The organism is Bordetella genomosp. 7 (assembly GCF_002261265.1).
Taxonomy (GTDB): Bacteria; Pseudomonadota; Gammaproteobacteria; order Burkholderiales; family Burkholderiaceae_B; genus Bordetella_A.
In genome coordinates this window covers 619,918-640,628 of sequence record NZ_NEVK01000006.1, presented here as the reverse complement: position 1 = coordinate 640,628, position 20,711 = coordinate 619,918, and the positions used below count along the sequence as shown (strand labels likewise).

The following is a 20,711-nucleotide window of genomic DNA, read 5'->3' as shown; positions in this document are numbered from 1 at the left end:
AGACCATGGACAAAAACTATCCCGACCATGCCGTGAAGGCTGACTGCGAAGCCGTGGTGCTGGCGTTCTTCCACGCCCTGGACCAGCGTCGCCATGAAGACGTTGCCGCTTTGATGGCCGAAGACGGCGTCTGGATGCGGCAGGGCAAGGCGTTGCGCGGGCCGCGGGAGGTCCTGCAGGCCTTGCACGCCCGTCCCGCCGGGCGCGCCACCTGTCATGTCATCACCAACTTGCGGCTGCTGTCGGCCAGCGCCGGTCGTGCCGAGCTGGGCTACTACCTGACAGCCTATGAAAGCGTGGCCCAGGACGGTACGGCCGGCGCGCCACGCCTGGTGGCCATTCGAGATTGCCGCGACACGCTGGTGCAGACGCCGCAAGGGTGGCGCCTGGCCGACAAGCAAAGCCGGCGGCACCTGCCGCCTGAATGAATCTGTGCTGTTTACGGTTCTTGCCGGACCAGCGCTGGCTAGATGAAGTTGCGACTCGGCAGCCGTACCGTGCCGCTTCCATAACGATCCATAACGACCGCCGTGCTGCCAAGCATGCGGCGGCGACTGGCAAACCTCGATGTGACGCTTTTACTCAGGAGACACTCATGAAGACTGCTAACGCCATGGTGCATGGCTTGCGGGCCTTGCTGGTGGCTGCCGCCGTGGCCGCCGCCCCGGCGCACGCCGACACCACTTTCAATCGGCCGTTGACGCTGATCGTGCCCTTTGCCGCGGGCGGGGGCGGCGATACGCTGGCCCGCATGGTGGCGGACCCCCTCGGCCGCGAACTCGGACAGACCATCGTCGTGGAGAACCGGCCGGGCGCGGGCGGAAATATCGGCTCGGCCATGGGCGCGCGCGCCACGCCGGACGGGTACACGCTGACCTACGGCACCAACGGCACGCAGGCGATGAACCATTGGCTGTACAAGTCGCCAGGCTATACGCCGCAGGATTTCGAGCCGGTATCGCGCTTTACCACGATCGCGGCGGCACTGGTGGTCAAGGGCGACGACGAACGGTTCAAGACCTTGCAGCAACTGCTTGCCTACGCTAAGCAGAACCCGGGCGAGCTGACCTGTGGATCGGCGGGCAATGGCACCACGTCGCACCTGGCCTGTGAATTGCTCAAGCAGATGACGGGCGTGGACATCCGGCACATTCCCTACAAGGGCGGAGCCGCTGCCATGACCGACCTGCTGGGCGGGCGCATCTCGCTGTTGATCGACGTCATGCCCAATGTGGCGGGGCAAGTCGGCGCGGGCAAGTTGCGGGCGCTGGCAGTCACGACGCCCGAGCGCGCGGCCTCGCATCCCGATGTGCCGACCATCGGCGAAAGCGGCGTGTCGGGCTACGAATTTTTTGCTTGGGATGGCCTGTACGCGCCCAAAGGTACGCCGCCGGCCGTACTGGACACTTTGAACGCCGCGGTGCAGCGTGCGCTGCAGCGGCCTGAAGTGCGCCAGGCCCTGGAGGCGCGCGGCGCGACGCCGGCCGCGACCTCGCGCAAGGAGTTCGCCGAGTTCGGCGCCGTGGAATACGAGCGCCTGGGCAAGGTCGTGCAGTCGGCGGGCGCCGCTGTCGACTGAAGCCGGCTATCCCAGCATGACCACCGCCACGGTGGCGAGCCCCAGCAGCAGGTTGACCGCCACCCAGGTCTTGATCGACCCCATGGCGGCGCCCGCGGCCGGCCATTGGCCGGCCTGCACGGCGGCCGACAGGCGCGGGTAAAGCGCGAAGCGGATATGTCCGAAGATGGCGGCCATGACGACCCCCAGGGCCGCCATGGCCGTCCATGACGGCGGCATGTGAAAGCTGCCGCCCGATTCGGCCGCCTGGCGGGCCGAGCGCCCGATCATCCAGGCGCCGCTGAGCAGCGTCGCGGCGACGGCCAGCATGACCGCGTTCAGGAACCTGCCGAGCGTTTCGCGCATCAGCGTCAGCCGTTGCGGGGGCTCCAGGCACGTGGCGGCCGGCCTGAGAAAACAGTATGCGAAGATCATGCCTCCTACCCACAGGATGATGGCCAGGACGTGCACGAGCTTCAAAAGGCTATAGAACATAAATGTATTCCGTTGGCGGCATGAAAGGACGGTCCTGCCGCATCATATCGCCCGCCTGGCCCCCCAAGGCCAAAACGACATAAACTTTATGCAGGAAGGGCGGCGACGGGCCGCCTGGTTTGATTTCTTTATACAGGTTACAGCCATGCCCAGTTTCGACGTGGTTTCCGAAGTGGATAAGCACGAACTCAGTAACGCGGTCGACCAGGCCAATCGCGAACTGGCCACCCGCTTCGACTTCAAGGGCACCGACGCCAAGTTCGAGCTCGAAGGGTTCGTGGTGACCCAGGTGGCCCCCAGTGCATTCCAGCTCAGGCAAATGCTCGACATCCTGCGAGGCCGCATGTCGGCGCGGGGCATCGACGTGCGCTGCCTGGAAGTGGCCGACCCCCTCGAAAACCTGGCCGGCGCGCGCCAGAAAGTCACGGTGCGCCAAGGCATCGAACAGCCTGTGGCCAAGAAGCTGATAGCCGCCATCAAGGCGGCCAAACTCAAGGTCGAAAGCCAGATCAACGGCGACAAGCTGCGCGTCAGCGGCAAGAAGCGCGACGATCTCCAGGAAGCCATTGCCCTGCTGCGCAAGACCGACGTCGACTTGCCGCTGCAGTTCCAGAATTTCCGCGACTGAGCCAGGCGCGCCCCGGGCCTGCGTTGGCCGCGCGCCCGGGAATAAAACGGTTGCGGCAGACGTCTACCTCGTGCTGTATCCCACCCAAGGAGACCACCATGATTGCCGTACGTTTTGCTGGCGCCCGCCAGGCCGCCCTGCTGGCCGCGTGCACCCTGTTTGCCGCCTCGGCCTACGCCCAGGCTCCCGTCAAGACTCAGAACGGGGTGCTGGCCGATTCGGCCGGCATGACCCTGTACACCTTCGATAAAGACAGTGACGGCAAGAGCGCCTGCAGCGGGCAGTGCGCGCAGAACTGGCCACCCCTGGTCGCTTCCGCCGACGCCAAGCCCGACGGCGACTACACCATCATCAACCGCGACGACGGCACGCGGCAATGGGCCTACAAGGGCAAGCCGCTCTATCTGTTCGTGAAAGACACCAAGCCCGGCGACATGACGGGCGACAAGGTGCGGGACATCTGGCATGTTGTGAAGCCCTGAAGCAACCGGGCCGCCAGGGGGCGGCCCGGTTGCTTCAGTTGCGGCCGCGCTGCCGGCAGCGGGCGGGGCGGCTTGCCGCCGGCACGCTTGCCGCAGGTTCTGCGCCGCCGCGCCCGGACGCCTGCGCGGGCGGGCGCGCGCCGGCGGTGATGCCAGCCGACGCCAGCACAATGGCCACCACGGCCGTCCATTGCATCAGGGTGAGCGTTTCGCCCAGGAACATCAGCCCCGACAGGGCGGCGAACACCGGTTCCAGGCTGAGCAAGGTGCCGAAGATGCGCACCGGCATGCGGGTCAACACGGTGATTTCCAGGGCATAGGGCAGGGCGCTGGACAGCACCGCCACGCCCAGCGCAACAGGCAGCAACTGCGGCGAGAAAAGCGCGGCGCCGGCCTGCGCCAGCCCGAAGGGCAGGACGGCAAGCGCCGCCACGGTGGCGGCGATGGCGAGCGCCTGTGTGCCCACGCGCACGCCCACCCGGCGGCCCAGCACGATGTACAGCGCCCAGCCCAGCCCCGCCGCCAGCGCATACAGCATGCCGGCCGGGTCCAGGTTGTGCGCATCGGCGCCATGCAGCATCAGCAGCAGCAGGCCCCCGGCGGCCAGCGCGATCCATGCAAAATCGGCCGCCCGGCGCGAGCTGAGCAGGGCTACGGCCAGCGGCCCCACGAATTCCAGCGCCACCGCAATGCCCAGCGGAATCGTGCGCAACGACATGTAGAACATCAGGTTCATGCCGCCCAGCGACAGGCCGTACGCCACGACCAGCGGCCATGCGGACGGCGCCATGCGGACGCGCCAGGGCCGGAAGTAAGCCAGCAACAGCAGCGCCGACAAGGCCAGCCGCAGCGCCGCCGTGCCCTGCGCGCCGACGGCAGGGAACAAATGCTTGGCCAAAGCGGCGCCGCCCTGGATGGACACCATGGCGGCCATCAGCAACAGAACGGGAACGAGCGCGGTAGCAGGTTGGCGCGGGGCGGACGAAGGCATGCTGCGTGGATGCCGGGCCGAAGATGGCCGGCAGCTAGGCCATTCTACGGGAGCGGCGCGGCGGGCGACGCGGCTTCAGGCGGCGGCCAGCCGCCACAGCGAGGTCACTTCCGCCGAGCGCGCGGCGTGCAGCGGGTCGCTCGCATCGGCGGCGCGCGGGTGGCTGGGGCGGGCGTCCAGGCGGCCCACCACGCGCAGCCCGGCCTGCGCGAAACGGTCGGCCAGCTCGCCGGGCTGGCGCAGGCCCAGGTGCTCGGCCAGGTCGGACATGATCAGCCATCCTTCGCCGCCGGCTTCCAGGTGCGCTGTCAACCCCTGCAGAAAGCCCGCGAGCATGCGGCTTTCGGGGTCGTAGATGGCGTATTCCACGGGTGCGCCGGGCCGCGCCGGCAGCCAGGGCGGGTTGCACACGATCAGCGTCGCCTTGCCTTCGGGAAACAGATCCGCCTGCTGCAGCGCGACGTTCGGTTGCAGCCCCAGCCGTTCCAGGTTTTCGCGCGCGCAGGCAAGGGCGCGCGGATCCTGGTCGGTGGCGACGACGCGGGGCACGCCGCGGCGGGCCAGCACGGCGGCAAGCACGCCGGTGCCCGTGCCGATGTCAAAGGCCAGCGACGGCACACCGGCCGGCAGCGGCGCGCGAGCCACCAGGTCGATGTATTCGCCGCGCACCGGCGAAAACACGCCATAGTGCGGGTGAATGCGAGCCTGCAGTGCGGCGATGGGCACGCCCTTCTTGCGCCATTCGTGCGCGCCGATCACGCCCTGCAGTTCGCGCAGCGACGCAAGGTAAGGGCCGGGCGCGGGGCCGTATGCCTGCATGCAGGCTTGCCGGGCATCGGGCGCGCGCCGCAGCGCGATGCCATGGTCGGCCTCGAACGGCAGCAGCAGGCTGCCCAAGAGGCGCGCCCGCTGGGCCTGGGCCATGCGGTGGCGGTTGAACGCATCCAGCGCATTGGCCGCGGGCTTGCGCGGCTTCTGGTCGATGCGGCGCGCCAGGGCCTGCAGCAGCTGGCGCGCATTATGGAAGTCGCCCCGCCACAGCAGGTGCGTGCCTGCGCACACATGGCGATATGCCACCGACGCCGGCATGCGGTCGTCGGCAATGTCGATGCGGGCGGGGGGTGCAGCGCCAGACTCGGAACGCCAATAGGCGCTGCAAGCCTGGCCGGATTCTGTCCAGTGGACAATAGGTAGAGACGGCATGCGGGCAGGGGGCGGGCGCTGGGACTGCCGGCACTGTAGCAGGTTCCTTGGGCTGCCGCGGCGTACGCGCGCGTTGCGGCCGTGCCGGCTATCCGGGCATGCGCGTCATCGGGCCGGGGCCGGCGTCAGGCGCTCGCGATGCTTCGTCACGGCCTCGAGCACCAGCGGGTCCAGGCGCACGTCGTCGTGCTGTCCGTCGGCATGCCGGGCCAGGGATTCCAGCAAGGCGGTGCGCATGCGCGGTTCCCACGATCTCTGGATGTGGCTGGCGATGCCCTCCAGCGCTTCTTCGCGGTCGGGCTGGGCGCCGAAAAAGTCGCCGATGCGGTTGGCCATGCGTATCAGGTTTGCGGTGTCCATGTCGGTCAGGATGCGATGCGTTCAGGGTGGGTGTACAGGGTGGCGTCGGCGTTGCGCACAAAGCCCAGCAGCGCCACGTTTGTGGTCTGCGCCACGCGGATGGCGAGCGCCGTGGGCGCCGACACGGCGGCCAGCACGCCGATGCCCGCCGCCGCGCATTTCTGCACCATCTCGAAGCTCGCCCGGCTGGACACCAGCGCCATGCCGGCGCCGGGCGGCTCGCCCAGGCGGGCGAGCGCGCCCACGAGCTTGTCCAGCGCGTTGTGGCGGCCGACGTCTTCGCGCACCAGGCGCACCCGGCCTTGCGCATCGGCCCAGCCGGCCGCGTGCGTGGCCCCCGTCAGGTCGTGCAACGGCTGGCCCGCCCGCAGGGCGCGCATGGCGCGCAACACCGAGGCGAGGGGAATGGGCCGGGCGCCGGCGGCCACGGGCGGCAACTGCCGCAGCACCTCGCCCAGGGTTTCCACGCCGCACAGACCGCAGCCGGTGCGGCCGGCCATGGCCCGGCGGCGCTGCTTCAGGCGCGCCTCGCAGGCGCTGGAAATCTCGATCTGCACCACGATGCCGTTGAACTGCGGCGCGATCTCGATGCCGCGGATGTCGCCGGGCTGGCCGACGATGCCTTCGGTCAGCGAGAAGCCCAGCGCGAAGTCTTCCAGGTCGCCGGGCGTGGCCAGCATGGTGGCGTGGCTGATGCCGTTGTATTCGAGCGCGACGGGCGTTTCCTCGGCCACCCTGTCTTGCTGCGTGGCGGCATCCGCGGCGCCGCCGCGCACGCGCACCACGGTGGCATCGGCGTAGTCCGGGCGCGCCACGCCGGCAGGAGTCTGGCAGTCCATGGCCATGTCTACTTGCCGCCGAGCACGGCTTTTGCGCCGCGTTCCCGCTCGCGCAGCAGCTTGTGCTGCACTTCGGTGAACCGCGACCACTGGCGCTGCCATTCCGACGGCTGGGATACGCGCATCACCTGCACCGCCGTCACCTTGTATTCGGGGCAGTTCGTGGCCCAGTCGGAACTGTCGGTGGTCACCACGTTGGCGCCCGATTCGGGGAAGTGGAACGTGGTGTACACCACGCCGGGCTGTACGCGGTCGGTCAGCGTGGCGCGCAGCACCGTTTCGCCCGCGCGGCTCTGCACTCCTACCCAGTCGCCTTCGGCGATGCCGCGGTCTTCCGCGTCCTGGGGATGGAGCTCGAGCACGTCTTCGCTGTGCCACACCACGTTGGGGGTGCGGCGGGTTTGCGCTCCCACGTTGTATTGCGACAGTATCCGGCCCGTGGTCAGCAGCAGCGGGTACTTGCGCGTGCTGCGCTCATCCGAGGGCACGTACTTGGTAATGAAGAACTTGCCCTTGCCGCGCACGAACTCGTCGATATGCATGATGGGCGTGCCTTCGGGGGCCTGGGCGTTGCACGGCCACTGCAGGCTGCCCATGCGTTCGAGCTTGTCGTACGACACACCTGCGAATGTCGGCGTCAGGCGCGCGATCTCGTCCATGATCTCGGCGGGATGGCGATAATTCATGGGGTAGCCCAGGGCGTTGGACAGCGCGGCCGTGATCTGCCAGTCGGCCATGCCGTTGCGCGGCTCCATGACTTTGCGCACCCGCGAGATGCGTCGTTCGGCGTTCGTGAAAGTGCCGTCCTTTTCCAGGAACGACGAACCGGGCAGGAACACGTGCGCATACTTGGCGGTTTCGTTCAGGAACAGGTCCTGCACCACGATGCATTCCATGGCCGACAGCGCTGCGGCCACGTGCTGAGTGTTGGGGTCGGACTGCACGATGTCCTCGCCCTGGCAGTACAGGCCCTTGAAGCTGCCGCCCAGCGCCGCGTCGAACATATTGGGAATGCGCAGGCCCGGCTCGGCCTGCAGCGTCACGCCCCAATCGGCCTCGAACTCGCTGCGCACCCGGGCGTCGGATACGTGGCGGTAGCCGGGCAATTCGTGCGGGAACGAACCCATGTCGCACGAGCCCTGAACGTTGTTCTGGCCGCGCAAGGGATTCACGCCCACGCCCTCGCGCCCGATATTGCCGGTGGCCATGGCCAGGTTGGCGATGGCCATCACGGCGGTAGAACCCTGGCTGTGCTCGGTGACGCCCAGGCCGTAGTAAATGGAGCCGTTGCCGCCGGTGGCATACAGGCGGGCGGCGCCGCGCACATGCGCGGCCGGCACGCCAGTCGTGGCTTCGGTGGCTTCGGGCGAGTTCTCGGGCCGCGCCACGAATTCGCGCCATTGCTCAAAGGCTTTTGCTTCGCAGCGCTGCGCCACGAAAGGCTCGTTGACCAGGCCTTCGGTGACAATGACGTGCGCCAGCGCGGTAAGCAGCGCCACGTTGGTGCCGGGGCGCACGGGCAGGTGGAAGTCGGCCTTGATGTGCGGCGCATCCACCAGTTCGATGCGGCGCGGGTCGATCACGATCAGGCGCGCCCCTTCTCGCAGGCGCCGCTTCATGCGCGAGGCGAACACCGGATGGGCGCTGCTGGGATTGGCGCCCATCAGGACGACCACGTCGGTGTGCATGATGGAGTCGAACGTCTGCGTGCCGGCCGACTCGCCCAGCGTCTGCTTCAACCCATAGCCGGTGGGCGAGTGGCACACGCGCGCGCAGGTGTCCACGTTGTTGGTACCGAACGCCGCACGCACCAGCTTCTGCACCAGCCAGGTTTCTTCGTTCGTGCAGCGCGACGAGGTGATGCCGCCGATGGCGTCGCGCCCGTGATCGGCCTGGATGCGGCGGAATTCCGATGCGGCATAGTCGATGGCTTCCTGCCAGGAAACCTCGCGCCACGGGTCCGTGATGCGCTTGCGTATCATGGGCTTGAGCACGCGGTCTTTGTGCGTGGCATAGCCCCAGGCGAAGCGGCCCTTCACACAGGCATGGCCGCGGTTGGCCTGGCCGTCTTTCCAGGGCACCATGCGCACCACTTCCTGGCCCTTCATTTCGGCCTTGAAGCCGCAGCCCACGCCGCAATAGGCGCAAGTGGTAATCACCGAATGCTCGGCCTGGCCCATGGCGATGACGCTCTTTTCCTGCAGCGTGGAAGTCGGGCAGGCCTGCACACAGGCGCCGCACGATACGCATTCGCTCTGCAGGAAAGGCTGGTCCTGGCCGGCCGACACGCGCGACGCAAAGCCCTTGCCGGATATCGTCAGGGCAAACGTGCCCTGCGTTTCCTCGCAGGCGCGCACGCAGCGGTTGCAGACAATGCACTTGGATGGGTCGTACGAAAAGTACGGGTTGGAATCGTCTGTCTTGTCATGCAGGTGGTTCGCGCCGTCGAATCCGTAGCGCACCGCGCGCAGCCCCACCACGCCTGCCATGTCCTGCAATTCGCAATCGCCGTTGGCCGGGCAGGTCAGGCAATCGAGCGGGTGGTCAGATATATACAGCTCCATCACGCCCCGCCGCAGCTCGTGCAGTCTGGGGGTTTCGGTGTGCACCACCATGCCCTCTTCGACCGGCGTGGTGCACGATGCCGGATAGCCGCGCCGGCCGTCGATCTGCACCAGGCACAGGCGGCACGACCCAAAGGGTTCCAGGCTGTCCGTGGCGCACAGCTTGGGGATATTGATGCCGGACTCGGCTGCGGCGCGCATCACCGAGGTGCCTTCGGGCACGCTTACCGGACGGCCATCTATGGTGAGCGTCACCATGTTTTCGGACACCCGGGCCGGCGTGCCCAGGTCGCGTTCGCGCTTGATGACGGTTTCGAGCATTGCGGTCTCGCTATGGTCAGGCCGGGTGCGCGGCCGCGGTGGCGGCCAGCCCGAAGTCTTCAGGAAAGTGGTTCAACGCGGACAGCACCGGGTAGGGCGTCATGCCCCCCAGCGCGCAAAGCGATCCGCCCAGCATGGTGTCGCACAGGTCGCGCAGCAGGTGCACCTGCTGCTCGTGGCCGGCGCCGCGCGCCGCGATCCTGTCCAGCGTTTCGACGCCGCGCACCGCGCCGATGCGGCATGGCGTGCACTTGCCACAGGACTCCACTGCGCAGAACTCCATGGCATAGCGCGCCATGCGGGCCATGTCCACCGTGTCGTCGAACGCCACAATGCCGCCATGGCCGACCATGGCCGAGATGGCGGCATAGGCTTCGTAATCCAGCGGCGCGTCCCATTGCGATTCGGGCAGGTATGCGCCCAGCGGCCCGCCCACCTGCACCGCGCGCAGCGGCCGGCCCGACGCGCTGCCCCCGCCGTAGTCGTAGAGCAGTTCGCGCAAGGTGATGCCGAAGGCCACTTCGACCAGCCCGCCGCGCTTGATATTGCCCGCCAGCTGGAACGGCAGCGTGCCCTGCGAACGGCCCATGCCGTAGTCGCGATAGAACGCCGCGCCGCGCGCCAGGATGATGGGTACCGTAGCCAGCGATATGACGTTGTTGATGACCGTGGGCTTGCCGAACAGGCCCGCGATGGCGGGCAGCGGCGGCTTGGCGCGCACCACGCCGCGCTTGCCTTCCAGGCTTTCGAGCAGCGACGTTTCTTCGCCGCAGATATAGGCGCCGGCGCCTTTGCGCACTTCCAGGTCGAACCCGCGGCCGCTGCCCTGAATATCGCTGCCCAGCCAGCCCGCCGCGCGGGCGCGCTCGATGGCGGCGTTCAGCGTCGCGATGGCATGCGGGTATTCGGACCGCACATAGATGTACCCGTAGGTGGCGCCGACGGCGAGCCCGGCGATGATCATGCCTTCGATGAGCACGTACGGATCGCCTTCCATGATCAGGCGGTCCGAAAATGTGCCCGAATCGCCTTCATCTGCATTGCAGACGATGTACTTCTGGTCGGAAGGCGTGCCCAGCACGGTCTTCCACTTGATGCCGGCGGGAAAGGCCGCCCCGCCGCGCCCGCGCAGACCGGATTCGGTGATTTCGTCGACGATCTGCTGCGGCGACAGGCTCAGTGCGCGCCGCACTCCCTGCAGGCCTTCGTGCGCGGCGTAGTCCTGCAGTGACAAGGGGTCGGTAATGCCGGCCCGCGCAAAGGTCAGGCGCTGCTGGTTCTTCAGGTAGCCGATTTCCTGCGTGGGGCCATGGCACAACGGGTGCGCGCCGCCTTGCAGCCAGCCTGCGTCGAACAGCCCCGGCACGTCCTCCGGCTGAACGGGGCCATACGCGATGCGTCCGGCGGGTGTGGCGACTTCGGCCAGGGGTTCAAGCCAAAGCAGGCCGCGCGACCCATTGCGCACCAGGTTCACGGCCAGGCCGCGGCGCGCCGCCTCTTGCGCTATGGCCAGGGCCACGGCATCGGCTTCCATCGCCAACGCCGCGGCGTCGCGAGGCAGATACACGGTGACGGGCGTACTCATGGCCGGGCTCCGCTGTCTTGTGCGGCACGGTCCAGCAAGCGGCCGAGTGTGTCCGCCGTCACTCGCGCATGCGGCTGTCCGTCCAGCATGATGGCCGGAGATTGGGCGCACAGCCCCAGGCAATATACGGGTTCGAGCGACACGGCGCCGTCGGCCGTGGTGCCGTGGAAATCGCAGCCCAGCGTCCGGCGGGCATGCTCGGCCAGCTGCTCGGCCCCCATGGCCTGACAGGATTCGGCCCGGCACACTTCCAGCACATGGCGGCCCGCCGGCTGCGTGCGGAAGTGGGGGTAGAAGGTCAGCACGCCGTGCACCTCGGCGCGCGACAGGTTCAGCGCCCGGGCAATGGGCGCAACACTGTCGGCCGGGATACAGCCCAGTTCTTCCTGCACGGCGTGCAGGATGGGCAGGAGCGCGCCGGGCTGGTGGCGCAGGCGCTCGGCGATGCGAGCCGCGGCGGTCGCGGCGGGCGATTCCTTCGCGATGGGAATGGCGGCTGCGCGGCCCGGCGCGGGGCCGGACTTGGCAGGGTCGGGTGGCGCCATTGGCGTGGACATGGCTATCTCCGTACAGCGGCCTTGGGCAGGCCGCCATGGTTCTTGTTTCGCGCATGACACGGACTAATATGCTAATAAAAACATATAAATCGCTTGCCATCGCCGGATGGGCGTACTCTAATCGCCAAAAGTACGGTCTTCAATAAGAAATAAATGACATATAAGTTTCGTGTCGGACTGCGCCCCGAATGGGTGCTCGAGGGTGATCCGGGTCATCCGGCCCACCCATTGCCGGACATGCTGGCCCTGCTGTCGGCGATCGACGCCACGGGGAACATCGCCGGCGCGTGCCGCGCCTGCGGGCTGTCGTATCGCCATGCATGGGGCATACTGCGGCGCTTCGAAACCCTGTTCGGTACGCAGCTGCTGATCACACGGCGGCGGCAGGGCACCGTGCTGTCGCCCTTTGCGCAGCGCCTGTTGTGGGCCAATCGCCGCATTCAGGCGCGTCTGATGCCCACCCTGGAAAGCCTGGCTTCCGAACTTCAGGAAGAGCTCGAAAAACTGCTGCCGGAACCGGCGTCCCACTTGCGCCTGCATGCCAGCCACGGCTTCGCGGTAGAAGCGCTGATGCAGCACATGAGCGGCCGCCAGCCGGGCCTGGAACTGCGCTACCGCACCGCCATCGAGGCGCTGGCCTCGCTTGAGCGCGGCGAGTGCGACCTGGCCGGCTTCCAGGTTCCCACGGGCGATTTCGAGGCGCCCATCATGGCGCGCTATGCGTCGTGGCTGATGCCCGATGACTATCTGCTGATCCACCTGGCCGTGCGCAACACGGGCTTGTTCGTCGAGCAGGGCAATCCCAAGCGCATCCGCTGCATGGCCGACCTGGCGCGGGCCGACGTGCGTTTCGTGAACCGGCAGATCGGTTCCAGCACGCGATTCCTGGTTGAAGTCATGCTGGCGCAGGCCGGCGTGGCCATTGGCGATGTCAGCGGCTACGACACCAATGAATTCACCCACATGGCCATCGCGGCGCACATCGCCAGCGGCATGGCCGATACCGGCGTCGGCGTGGAAACCGCGGCCTGGCGTTTCGGACTGGACTTCATCCCGCTGGTGCGCGAACGCTACTTTTTCGCCATCCGGCGCAACGCCCTGGATACGCCCGCCATGCAGGATCTGCTTGGCATCATGCGGGGAGACGAGTACCTTTCTTATATCCGCCAGTTGGCGGGCTACGACGCGACCGACACCGGCAAGCTGCAGACCATGGCCGCGGCCTTCCCGTCCCTGTACGGAGCACGGGCCGGGCATGGCACGCTATGATGTGCGAATGAGCAAAGTGATCTACCTGGCTGACCGGTCCGCGCAAGGCGCGGGCCTCTTGCCGCAGGCACCGTTGCCGGCAGCGGGCCAGCCTGCTCGCGACACGCGCGCGCGGCCCATGCGCGACCTGCGCATCTCGGTCACCGATCGCTGCAATTTCCGCTGTACGTATTGCATGCCGCGCGAAGTCTTCGACGGCAACTATGCGTTCATGCCGCAGTCGGCCTTGCTGTCGTTCGAAGAAATCACACGCCTGGCGCGGTTGTTCGCGCAACTGGGCGTCGAAAAAATCCGCCTCACCGGCGGCGAGCCCTTGCTGCGCAAGAATATCGAGGCGCTGATCGCAATGCTGGCCGAAGTGCGCACCCCGGCCGGGCTTCCGCTCGAATTGACACTCACCACCAACGGCACGCTGCTCACGCGCAAGGCGCGCGCGCTGAAGCAGGCCGGCCTGAGTCGTGTCACGGTCAGCCTGGATGCGCTCGATGCGGCGATGTTCGCGCGCATGAGCGACAGCGCGTTCACGCCCGACGATGTGTTGCGCGGCATTGATGCGGCCGCCGAAGCCGGGCTTGCGCCGGTCAAGGTCAATATGGTGGTGCGGCGCGGGCTGAACGACGACCAGATCCTGCCGATGGCGCAGCGCTTTCGCCATACTGGCCACGTGCTGCGCTACATCGAATATATGGACGTGGGCACGACCAACGGCTGGAACCTCAAGGAAGTGGTGCCCAGCAGCGAAGTGCTGCAGATTATCGGGCGGGCGCATCCGTTGCGGCCGCTCGAAACCGACCCCATGGGCCGCGTGGCCGAACGTTGGGGGTACGCCGATGGCGGCGGCGAAATCGGCGTGATCTCCAGTGTCACACAGGCCTTCTGCGGCGGCTGTACGCGCGCGCGCCTGTCGCCGGAAGGCAAAGTGTTTCTGTGCCTGTTCGCGACGCAAGGCCACGATCTGCGCGACCTGCTGCGCAGCGGCGCAGACGACGAGCACATTGCACGCGCCATCGCCGGCGTCTGGGCCCGGCGCGACGACCACTACTCCGAACTCCGCGGCCGCGGCACCCCCATGCCCACCCTGGGCGAACGCAAAGTCGAAATGAGCTACATCGGCGGATAGCCGAGTGTGCCGGTGTCTGACACCTTCGGAGTCAGACACCGCCGCGCACGCACGCGCCAGCCGTCAAAACACGGTGCGGTGTCTGACTCCCGAAGGGTGTCTGACACCTTCGGAGTCAGACACCGCCGCCACCCACGCACCCGCCAGCCGTTAGAACACGGTGCGGTGTCTGTGACCTGCGCGATGCATCAACTCAGCCAGTGCGCGACGTCGTAGTACGGCACGACGTCGCCGTCGTGCACGGGCATGCCGGCGGGCAGGCGGGCCAGGCCGGTGGCCCAGGGCATGGAACTGATCACCGACGAATCTTGGTTGGGGTAGGGAACCAGTTCCGCCGCCTGCCCCGGTTCCTGGCGCCATTGCACGCGCAGGAATTCCTCGCGACTGTCCTGGCGCGGCTGCTCGGTGCGCAGCGGCGCGGCGCCCACGGGCGGGAACACCTGCGCGCGCCCCTGCATGCGGCGCACCAGCGGCGACACCAGCGTGGCGTACACGGCATACACCGATACCGGATTGCCCGGCAGGCAGACCACCGGCTTGCCGTCGATGTGCGCCAGCGCCACGGGCTTGCCGGGCTTCATGCGCACTTTCCACAACGCCAGTTTGCCGCCCAGCGATTCCAGCACGGGCTTGACCAGGTCTTTCTCGCCTACCGATACCCCGCCTATGCTCAGCAGCAGGTCGCAGTCGGCCAGGATGGTCCCGATGGCGGCGCGCAGGTCGGGCTCGTTATCGCGCGCATGCAGCACATGCACGGCATGCGCGCCGGTTTTTTGCACCAGCGCGGCCAGCATGGGCCCGTTGCAGTTGTAGATCTGCTGGGCGGCGCGCTCGGCGCCCGGCGGCACGAGCTCGTCGCCGGTCGTCAGGATGCCGATGCGCAGGCGGTCGTATACCTGCACATGGGTCAGCCCCTGCGACGCAAGCAGCGCAATGTGCGCAGCCTCGAGCAACGTGCCGCGCGCCAGCAGGGGTTTGCCGGCCGTGGTGTCCATGCCGCGCTTGCGCACGAACTGGCCTGCCGCGGGCTCTTGCAGGATCTGCACCTGCCCGTCGGCTTCGCGGGTGTTTTCCTGGATCACCACCGTGTCGGCGCCTTCGGGGATGAGGCTGCCCGTGAACAGGCGCGTGGCCTGGCCCGGCAGCGAGGGCTGCGGCATGTCGCCCGCGTAGCAGCGCTGCTGCACCGGCAGGACCACGTCGGGCCGGTAATCGGCGTGGCGGATGGCGTAGCCGTCCATGGCGCTGTTGTCGGCGGGCGGCAGGTCCAGCGTGGCCGACATGTCAACGGCCAGCACGCGGCCCACGGCGTCGGCCAGCGCAACCAGTTGCAGGCGGGTGAGCGGCTTGGCGGCTTGCGCCAGCAAGGTCTGGGCGCGGTCGAAATCAAGCAGGTCGTCTTTCATGCTGATAGGGGCTTGCGAAACAGGGTCGCGAAATTGCAGGGCTGATGGGTGCTGTCGAGCTGCTCGCGCAGGATGTGCGTCCAGGCCGCCTGGCAGGCATTGTTCGAGCCGGGCAGGCAGAAAATCAGCGTCTGGTTGGCCATGCCCGCCAGCGCACCCGACTGGATCGCCGAACTGCCGATCTCGGCGTACGACACCTGGCGGAACAGGGCCTCGAAACCGCTGATCTCGCGGTCGAACAGCGGCCGCACGGCTTCCGGTACGCCGTGGTCGTGCGCGAAGCCCGTGCCGCCTGACGTGATGATGACCTGTACGTCGGGGTCGGCGATCCAGTCGCTGAGGACGCGGCGGATCTCGTACCGATTGCTCTTGACGATGTCGCGCCGCACGCATTCGTGGCCGGCCTGCGCCAGGCTTTCCGCCAGCAGGTTGCCGGACGTGTCGTCTCCGGCTGTGCGCGTGTTGCTGACGGTGAGCACGGCGCAGGCAAGCGAGACTTTCTCGGCGGGGGAGTTCATGGCGAGTCCGGGGGGGTGCCGCCGGTTTCCCAGGCGCGGGTGCGATCATGGTCGGCGTCGCGTTGCTCTACCCAGAAGCTGCGGCCGCCCGACAGCGTTTCGCGCTTCCAGAATGGGGCGCGCGTTTTCAACGCGTCGATCATGTATTCACAGCCGCGGAACGCGTCGCCCCGATGCGCGCTGGCCGCCGCCACGAACACGATCTGCGCGCTGCGCGGCAGCGCGCCCACGCGGTGGGCGATGACGGTGCCGGCCAGCTTCCAGCGCTGCTGCGCGGTGTCTGCGATGCCCTGCAGTTCGCGTTCGCACATGCCGGGGTAATGTTCGAGAAAGAGCGTTTCGGTGGCCTGCCCCGGCGCGAAATCGCGCACGTATCCGGTGAAAGTGACGATGGCGCCAGCTTCGGCGCCTACCTGTTCGCGCAACTGCGCAAGCAGGGCCGCGCCGTCGAAGTCGGCTTCCTGAACGATGATCATGGCGTTCAGCCTCCGGTGACCGGCTCGAAAACCGCCACTTCGTCGCCCGGCCGGATCGGCGACGACGGCTTGGCATGTGTCTGGTTGATGGCCAGCTTCAGGCGCGCGGCCGGGGCGAGCTGCGGGTATCGTGCCTGCAGCGCCTCGAGCAGCTCGGCGCCGGTGGAAGGCTCGGCCAGGGGCCAGACTTCATTGCGCGTGCCTACCAGTTCGGCGATCCGCGCAAAGTACAAAAGATTAATTGTGGCGCCATTCACCGCTTTTACCTCCTGCCTTGTATTCAAGGCGTATCTGTTCAATGACGATGCCCTTGTCGGCAGCCTTGCACATGTCGTAGATGGTGAGCGCGGCCACGCTGGCCGCTGTCATGGCTTCCATTTCGACGCCGGTGGTGTAGTGTGTGCGGCACGTCGCGCGCACTTCTACGGTATGCGTGTCGTCGTCGAGCGCAAAGTCGACCCCGGCGAAAGACAGCGGCAGGCTGTGACACAGCGGAATCAGTTCGGCGCAGCGCTTGGCGGCCAGCACCGCGGCCACCCGGGCGGTGTTCAGCACTTCGCCCTTGCCCTGGCCGGGCGCCGTAAGCAGCGCATAGGCCTGCGCGTTCATGCGCACGGCGCCGCGCGCGATGGCCACGCGGTCGCTGGCGGCTTTGTCGCCGACGTCGACCATGCGGATCTGGCCGGATTCATCCAGGTGACTGAGGGCGGGAGTAGACGAAGACATGGGGCAGCAAATGTTAAGTATTGAAAGTACGTGGCGGCTCCGGCCGCGACTGCGGGGGCTCGCACCCTATGATAGACGAGCTGTGTCGCAGGCGCGATAATCCCCTTGCCCGTACCAGGAGCTTACGCATGGCCTTCAGAATGCCCACGTGGATTTTTACGCGGCGTTTCGGAAAAATCGTTCTGGCCACTGTGGCCGTGGTGCTCGTGCTGATGGGGCTGGCCGCCTGGCAAGTGCCCAAGGTGTTGCGCAACGCCCTGACCGCCGACGTGGCGGGCCTGCTGGGCCGGCCTGTACAGGTTGGCCACATCAGTTTCAACCCGTTTACGCTTACCGTGCGGGCCCGTGATCTTGCCATCGAACAGCCCGGCGCGGCCAGCCCGTTGCTTGATGTCGAACAACTGGAAGTCAGCGCGTCCTGGATGTCGCTGTTCTGGTTCGCGCCCGTGGTCGATTCGGTGCGGGTCCAGGGGCCGCGGCTGGCCCTGGTGCGCAACGACGCCGCAAGCTTCAACTTTTCGGATATCCAGCAGAAGCTGGCCGCGGACGCGGCGGCGCGGCCCCGGCCCGATGAGCCCGACGATGGCGCCATGGCGCGCTTCTCGCTGAACAACCTGGTGCTCGAGAACGGCGCAATTACGCTGGATGACCAGGTTACCGGGCGCCAGCATCAGGTAGACGAAATCACGCTGGGCGTGCCCTTCATTTCCACTTTCGGCTATGCCACCGATATCGACGTGCAGCCGCGCGTGCATCTGCGCATCAACGGCAGCCCTTTCGATCTGTACGGCGTGGCGCGCCCGTTCGATGTGGTGCCCGCGTCTACGCTGAATGTGCAGTTCAGCGGCCTGGAGCTTGAAAAACTGGCCGACGCGTGGCCGGTGCAATTGCCGGTAAAGGTCGAGCGCGCGCTGCTCGATTCCGACCTGCAGATCGTGTTCGAGCAGCCACGCGACGCCGCGCCCAAGATCAAGGTAATGGGCGAGCTGGGCCTGCGGCAGCTCGACGTGCGCGAAACGTCCGGCGACGCCCTGCTCCATTGGAGCACCCTGAATGTGCGCCGCATCGCGCTGGACCCCATGGCCCGACAGCTTGCCGTGGGCCAGGTCGAATTGTGGTCGCCCGTGGCGCAGACACGTCGCGATGCCAGCGCGCGCGTGAACTGGCTGCAGGTCATCGAAGGCATCCAGGCGTTGGGAGCAGGCCAGCCCCCCGACGGGACGGCGCCTGCCGGGAAGCCCGCCGAGGCTGCCGCCGATACCGCATCGGCCCCCGCATCGACATCCGCGCCAGCCGCGCCCGACATGTCGCAGGCGGCGGCGCTTGCGAGCCCGGCGCCCGTGGCGGCCGCCACGCCGGACGGCTGGCAGGTAGCGGTGGACGCCATCAATATCAATGACGCCGAACTGCGCCTGCGCGATACGCCCACCCAGCTTGACTACACGCTGGCTGGCTTGGCGCTTACTGTCGAGAACGTCCAGTTCCCGCAGCCGCCCGACCAACCCATCAATCTGTGGCTCACGATGGACAACGCGTCCGATGGCGCCTGGATCCGCGCCAAGGGGCCTTTGCATCTCAGTCCGCTGGCGTTGAACCTGGATGTCCGCGCCGGCCATCTGGCGCTGGCGCCGTTTGCCGCGGCACTGCGCAGCCAGGCGCCCATTCAGCTGCTGGACGGCAGCCTGGGTCTGCAGGCGCAGGTTCGCGTGGCCGGCCAGGAAGGGGCCACCGCCGTATCGGCCACCAATGTACAGGCAGAACTGGCCGATTTGTCGCTGCGCGACGAATCGGTGAAGCCGGCGGTGAATCTGTCGCTTGCCAGTCTGAACCTGGCGGCCGAGCGCGTGGCGCTGGACGCGCAGGCCTCGCCGTTTACGCTGGCAGCCACGGGCGTGCAGGGTGCGGGCCAATTGCAGGTACAGGGCACGCTGGCCGTGCAACCCCTGGCCGTACAGGCCCAGGTGGATCTGCAGAATCTGGACGTGGCGTCACTGGCGCCCTATGTGGCGTCCAGCCTGAACGCCACGGTGCGCAGCGTGGCCGTGGGGGCGCGCGGGCAGGCGGTATACGCCGCGCCTGCGGGCGGCAACCCCATGAAAGCCAGCTGGCAGGGCGCCATAGACATCAGCGGGCTGGATCTGGCAGACCGCGTCAACCGCGACGACTTTCTCAAATGGAAACGCCTGGCGCTGGCCAACATGCATGTGTCCGTCAATGGCGACCGCTACGCGGCCAACCTGGGCGACATCACGCTTGACGACTTCTATGGCCGCGTGGTGCTCAGCGCCGAAGGGCGGCTCAATGTGATGGACCTGGTGGCAGAGCCGGGCCAGGCGGGCGGCTCCATTACGCAAGACACGCAGACGCGCGGCCGTGCGGCGCGTCAGCCCGATACGTCGGGCCAGTTGCCCGACATTACGGTCAACAGCATTACGCTGGCCAACGGGCGCATGAACTTCACCGACCGGTTCGTCAAGCCCAATTACACGGCCGAGCTGTCGCGCATCGAAGGGGGCCTGTCGGCCGTGTCTTCGCGCAACCCCAAGCCGGCCAAGGTGAAGGTCACCGGGCGCGTCTACGGCACGGCGCCGCTTTCCATCAGTGGCGCCGTGCAGCCGTTCGCCGAGTACCTGTCGCTGGACCTGAAGGCTTCGGCCAAGGGCGTGGATCTGCCTCGCTTTACCACGTATTCGTCCAAATACGTGGGGTATCCCATCAAGCGCGGCAAGTTGTCGCTGGACCTGGAATACAAGCTCAAAGGCCGCAGCCTGCAGGCGTCGAACCATGTGGTGCTCAACCAGCTGACCTTCGGCGACAAGACCGACAGCCCGGACGCCACCAAGCTGCCGGTGATGCTGGCCGTTGCCCTGCTCAAGGACAGCCGCGGCAATATCGATATCAACCTGCCCATTTCCGGCTCGCTGGACGACCCGCAGTTCTCCGTGGGCGGCATCATCGTGCGCGTGCTGGTCAACCTGGTGGTCAAGGCCGTGAGCTCGCCGTTCTCGCTGCTTGCATCGGCGTTCGGCGGGGGCGAGGAACTGTCGTATATCAACTTCGAGCCGGGCAGCGCCATACCGGGCGCCGACGCCGACGAGCGTATCGCCACCCTGGCCCAGGCACTGAACGACCGGCCGGGCCTGAAGCTGGACATCATCGGCCGCGCCGACCCGCAAACCGATATCGAAGGCCTGCGCCAGGCATGGGTGGATCTGCAGATACGCAAGGCCAAGGCCGCCGCCACCGCAGGCCGGGGCCGGCAGCCCGACCCCGCCGGCATCACCGTTTCCGGCCCGGAGCGCGCCAAGTATCTTGAAGAGGCCTACGACGATACCGACATCGAAGACAAGCCGCGCAACTTCCTGGGCTTTTCCAAATCAGTGCCGCCCGACCAGATGGAAGCCCTGCTGCGCCAGGCCGCGCCCGTCGGCGAAGACGACCTGCGGCGCCTGGCCGACGCCCGGGCGCAGGCGGTGTACGAGAAACTGCAGGAAACCGGCCCGGCCGACCGCATTTTTGTGGTGGCGTCCAGCCTGGACGGCGCCGGGGGCGAGGGCGAAGCCGCGCCATCCCGGGTCGATTTCGCGCTGCGGTAAGCGCGGACGGCGCCCGC

20 protein-coding genes are annotated in these 20,711 nt (G+C 67.4%); 7 read left to right on the top strand and 13 right to left on the bottom strand.

Going from position 1 to position 20,711, the window contains the following annotated elements; all coding sequences use genetic code 11:
• The first annotated feature begins 5 nt into the window (after positions 1-5).
• Entirely contained in the window at positions 6-428 is a 423-nt protein-coding gene (locus tag CAL19_RS14000; RefSeq protein WP_051423656.1) for a nuclear transport factor 2 family protein, read from the top strand.
• 167 nt (positions 429-595) lie between these two features.
• Complete coding sequence (locus tag CAL19_RS13995; RefSeq protein WP_094797089.1) at positions 596-1,579, top strand: Bug family tripartite tricarboxylate transporter substrate binding protein; 984 nt, start codon at positions 596-598, stop codon at positions 1,577-1,579.
• Positions 1,580-1,585: 6 nt separating this feature from the next.
• On the opposite strand, the gene CAL19_RS13990 is transcribed toward CAL19_RS13995, so the two are convergent.
• Positions 1,586-2,053, bottom strand: a complete 468-nt coding sequence (locus CAL19_RS13990) for a CopD family protein (RefSeq protein ID WP_026638617.1) — start codon at positions 2,051-2,053, stop codon at positions 1,586-1,588.
• Positions 2,054-2,198: 145 nt separating this feature from the next.
• Here CAL19_RS13990 and CAL19_RS13985 point away from each other — a divergent pair, with 145 nt between their 5' ends.
• Together CAL19_RS13985 and CAL19_RS13980 are read left to right on the top strand one after the other, a co-directional pair.
• Positions 2,199-2,681 (top strand): YajQ family cyclic di-GMP-binding protein, encoded by a 483-nt coding sequence (locus CAL19_RS13985; protein WP_026638616.1) that lies wholly within the window; start codon positions 2,199-2,201, stop codon positions 2,679-2,681.
• Between the two features lie 98 nt (positions 2,682-2,779).
• On the top strand, positions 2,780-3,163 hold the full coding sequence (locus tag CAL19_RS13980) for a COG4315 family predicted lipoprotein (protein WP_094797088.1): 384 nt from the start codon (positions 2,780-2,782) through the stop codon (positions 3,161-3,163).
• Positions 3,164-3,197: 34 nt separating this feature from the next.
• Here CAL19_RS13980 and CAL19_RS13975 read toward each other — a convergent pair whose 3' ends face one another.
• The 7 genes from CAL19_RS13975 to CAL19_RS13945 form a co-directional block, all read right to left on the bottom strand.
• Positions 3,198-4,088: an EamA family transporter gene (locus tag CAL19_RS13975; RefSeq protein ID WP_094797189.1), complete on the bottom strand. Its 891-nt coding sequence runs from the start codon at positions 4,086-4,088 to the stop codon at positions 3,198-3,200.
• Between the two features lie 141 nt (positions 4,089-4,229).
• Positions 4,230-5,357 carry a methyltransferase gene (locus tag CAL19_RS13970; protein WP_094797087.1) on the bottom strand — a complete coding sequence of 376 codons (1,128 nt, stop codon included), beginning with the start codon at positions 5,355-5,357 and terminating at the stop codon, positions 4,230-4,232.
• 105 nt (positions 5,358-5,462) lie between these two features.
• A complete protein-coding gene (locus CAL19_RS13965; RefSeq protein ID WP_094797086.1) occupies positions 5,463-5,717 on the bottom strand; it encodes a formate dehydrogenase subunit delta in 255 nt (84 codons plus the stop codon).
• Between the two features lie 5 nt (positions 5,718-5,722).
• Entirely contained in the window at positions 5,723-6,556 is an 834-nt protein-coding gene (fdhD, locus tag CAL19_RS13960) for a formate dehydrogenase accessory sulfurtransferase FdhD (protein ID WP_026638612.1), read from the bottom strand.
• Between the two features lie 8 nt (positions 6,557-6,564).
• The gene (fdhF, locus tag CAL19_RS13955; protein ID WP_026638611.1) at positions 6,565-9,441 is read right to left on the bottom strand and encodes a formate dehydrogenase subunit alpha; all 2,877 of its coding nucleotides are present in this window, start codon (positions 9,439-9,441) and stop codon (positions 6,565-6,567) included.
• Between the two features lie 16 nt (positions 9,442-9,457).
• Complete coding sequence (locus CAL19_RS13950) at positions 9,458-11,026, bottom strand: formate dehydrogenase beta subunit (protein WP_094797085.1); 1,569 nt, start codon at positions 11,024-11,026, stop codon at positions 9,458-9,460.
• Complete coding sequence (locus tag CAL19_RS13945; RefSeq protein ID WP_094797084.1) at positions 11,023-11,583, bottom strand: formate dehydrogenase subunit gamma; 561 nt, start codon at positions 11,581-11,583, stop codon at positions 11,023-11,025. Before CAL19_RS13945 ends, CAL19_RS13950 begins: the two co-directional genes overlap by 4 nt.
• Positions 11,584-11,736: 153 nt before the next feature.
• On the opposite strand from CAL19_RS13945, the gene CAL19_RS13940 reads away from it, so the two are divergent.
• Both CAL19_RS13940 and moaA read left to right on the top strand, forming a co-directional pair.
• A complete protein-coding gene (locus CAL19_RS13940) occupies positions 11,737-12,852 on the top strand; it encodes a substrate-binding domain-containing protein (RefSeq protein WP_026638608.1) in 1,116 nt (371 codons plus the stop codon).
• A 7-nt stretch (positions 12,853-12,859) separates the two neighbouring features.
• Positions 12,860-13,972, top strand: coding sequence for a GTP 3',8-cyclase MoaA (moaA, locus tag CAL19_RS13935; protein WP_026638607.1), 1,113 nt, complete (start codon positions 12,860-12,862; stop codon positions 13,970-13,972).
• Positions 13,973-14,160: 188 nt separating this feature from the next.
• On the opposite strand, the gene CAL19_RS13930 is transcribed toward moaA, so the two are convergent.
• From CAL19_RS13930 to moaC, 5 genes are read right to left on the bottom strand one after another with little or no spacing between them, the layout of a single operon-like run.
• Positions 14,161-15,366, bottom strand: coding sequence for a molybdopterin molybdotransferase MoeA (locus CAL19_RS13930; protein ID WP_094797188.1), 1,206 nt, complete (start codon positions 15,364-15,366; stop codon positions 14,161-14,163).
• 8 nt (positions 15,367-15,374) lie between these two features.
• Positions 15,375-15,896, bottom strand: coding sequence for a molybdenum cofactor biosynthesis protein B (gene moaB, locus CAL19_RS13925; protein WP_026639737.1), 522 nt, complete (start codon positions 15,894-15,896; stop codon positions 15,375-15,377).
• The gene (locus CAL19_RS13920) at positions 15,893-16,381 is read right to left on the bottom strand and encodes a molybdopterin synthase catalytic subunit (protein WP_094797083.1); all 489 of its coding nucleotides are present in this window, start codon (positions 16,379-16,381) and stop codon (positions 15,893-15,895) included. Before CAL19_RS13920 ends, moaB begins: the two co-directional genes overlap by 4 nt.
• Positions 16,378-16,629 (bottom strand): MoaD/ThiS family protein, encoded by a 252-nt coding sequence (locus CAL19_RS13915; protein WP_026639735.1) that lies wholly within the window; start codon positions 16,627-16,629, stop codon positions 16,378-16,380. The genes CAL19_RS13920 and CAL19_RS13915 overlap by 4 nt, the downstream gene beginning before the upstream one ends.
• Complete coding sequence (gene moaC, locus CAL19_RS13910; RefSeq protein ID WP_026639734.1) at positions 16,610-17,098, bottom strand: cyclic pyranopterin monophosphate synthase MoaC; 489 nt, start codon at positions 17,096-17,098, stop codon at positions 16,610-16,612. The genes CAL19_RS13915 and moaC overlap by 20 nt, the downstream gene beginning before the upstream one ends.
• Positions 17,099-17,226: 128 nt before the next feature.
• Between moaC and CAL19_RS13905 the strand changes: the two genes are divergently transcribed.
• On the top strand, positions 17,227-20,694 hold the full coding sequence (locus tag CAL19_RS13905; protein ID WP_094797082.1) for a DUF748 domain-containing protein: 3,468 nt from the start codon (positions 17,227-17,229) through the stop codon (positions 20,692-20,694).
• The last annotated feature ends 17 nt before the right edge of the window (positions 20,695-20,711 follow it).

Bases quoted from the DNA above. Each gene is read 5' to 3' on its own strand.
- CAL19_RS14000 (WP_051423656.1), top strand. From the start codon at position 6: ATGGACAAAAACTATCCCGACCATGCCGTGAAGGCTGACTGCGAAGCC.
- CAL19_RS13995 (WP_094797089.1), top strand. From the start codon at position 596: ATGAAGACTGCTAACGCCATGGTGCATGGCTTGCGGGCCTTGCTGGTG.
- CAL19_RS13990 (WP_026638617.1), bottom strand. From the start codon at position 2,053: ATGTTCTATAGCCTTTTGAAGCTCGTGCACGTCCTGGCCATCATCCTG.
- CAL19_RS13985 (WP_026638616.1), top strand. From the start codon at position 2,199: ATGCCCAGTTTCGACGTGGTTTCCGAAGTGGATAAGCACGAACTCAGT.
- CAL19_RS13980 (WP_094797088.1), top strand. From the start codon at position 2,780: ATGATTGCCGTACGTTTTGCTGGCGCCCGCCAGGCCGCCCTGCTGGCC.
- CAL19_RS13975 (WP_094797189.1), bottom strand. From the start codon at position 4,088: ATGGTGTCCATCCAGGGCGGCGCCGCTTTGGCCAAGCATTTGTTCCCT.
- CAL19_RS13970 (WP_094797087.1), bottom strand. From the start codon at position 5,357: ATGCCGTCTCTACCTATTGTCCACTGGACAGAATCCGGCCAGGCTTGC.
- CAL19_RS13965 (WP_094797086.1), bottom strand. From the start codon at position 5,717: ATGGACACCGCAAACCTGATACGCATGGCCAACCGCATCGGCGACTTT.
- fdhD (WP_026638612.1), bottom strand. From the start codon at position 6,556: ATGGACTGCCAGACTCCTGCCGGCGTGGCGCGCCCGGACTACGCCGAT.
- fdhF (WP_026638611.1), bottom strand. From the start codon at position 9,441: ATGCTCGAAACCGTCATCAAGCGCGAACGCGACCTGGGCACGCCGGCC.
- CAL19_RS13950 (WP_094797085.1), bottom strand. From the start codon at position 11,026: ATGAGTACGCCCGTCACCGTGTATCTGCCTCGCGACGCCGCGGCGTTG.
- CAL19_RS13945 (WP_094797084.1), bottom strand. From the start codon at position 11,583: ATGTCCACGCCAATGGCGCCACCCGACCCTGCCAAGTCCGGCCCCGCG.
- CAL19_RS13940 (WP_026638608.1), top strand. From the start codon at position 11,737: ATGACATATAAGTTTCGTGTCGGACTGCGCCCCGAATGGGTGCTCGAG.
- moaA (WP_026638607.1), top strand. From the start codon at position 12,860: ATGAGCAAAGTGATCTACCTGGCTGACCGGTCCGCGCAAGGCGCGGGC.
- moaB (WP_026639737.1), bottom strand. From the start codon at position 15,896: ATGAACTCCCCCGCCGAGAAAGTCTCGCTTGCCTGCGCCGTGCTCACC.
- moaC (WP_026639734.1), bottom strand. From the start codon at position 17,098: ATGTCTTCGTCTACTCCCGCCCTCAGTCACCTGGATGAATCCGGCCAG.
- CAL19_RS13905 (WP_094797082.1), top strand. From the start codon at position 17,227: ATGGCCTTCAGAATGCCCACGTGGATTTTTACGCGGCGTTTCGGAAAA.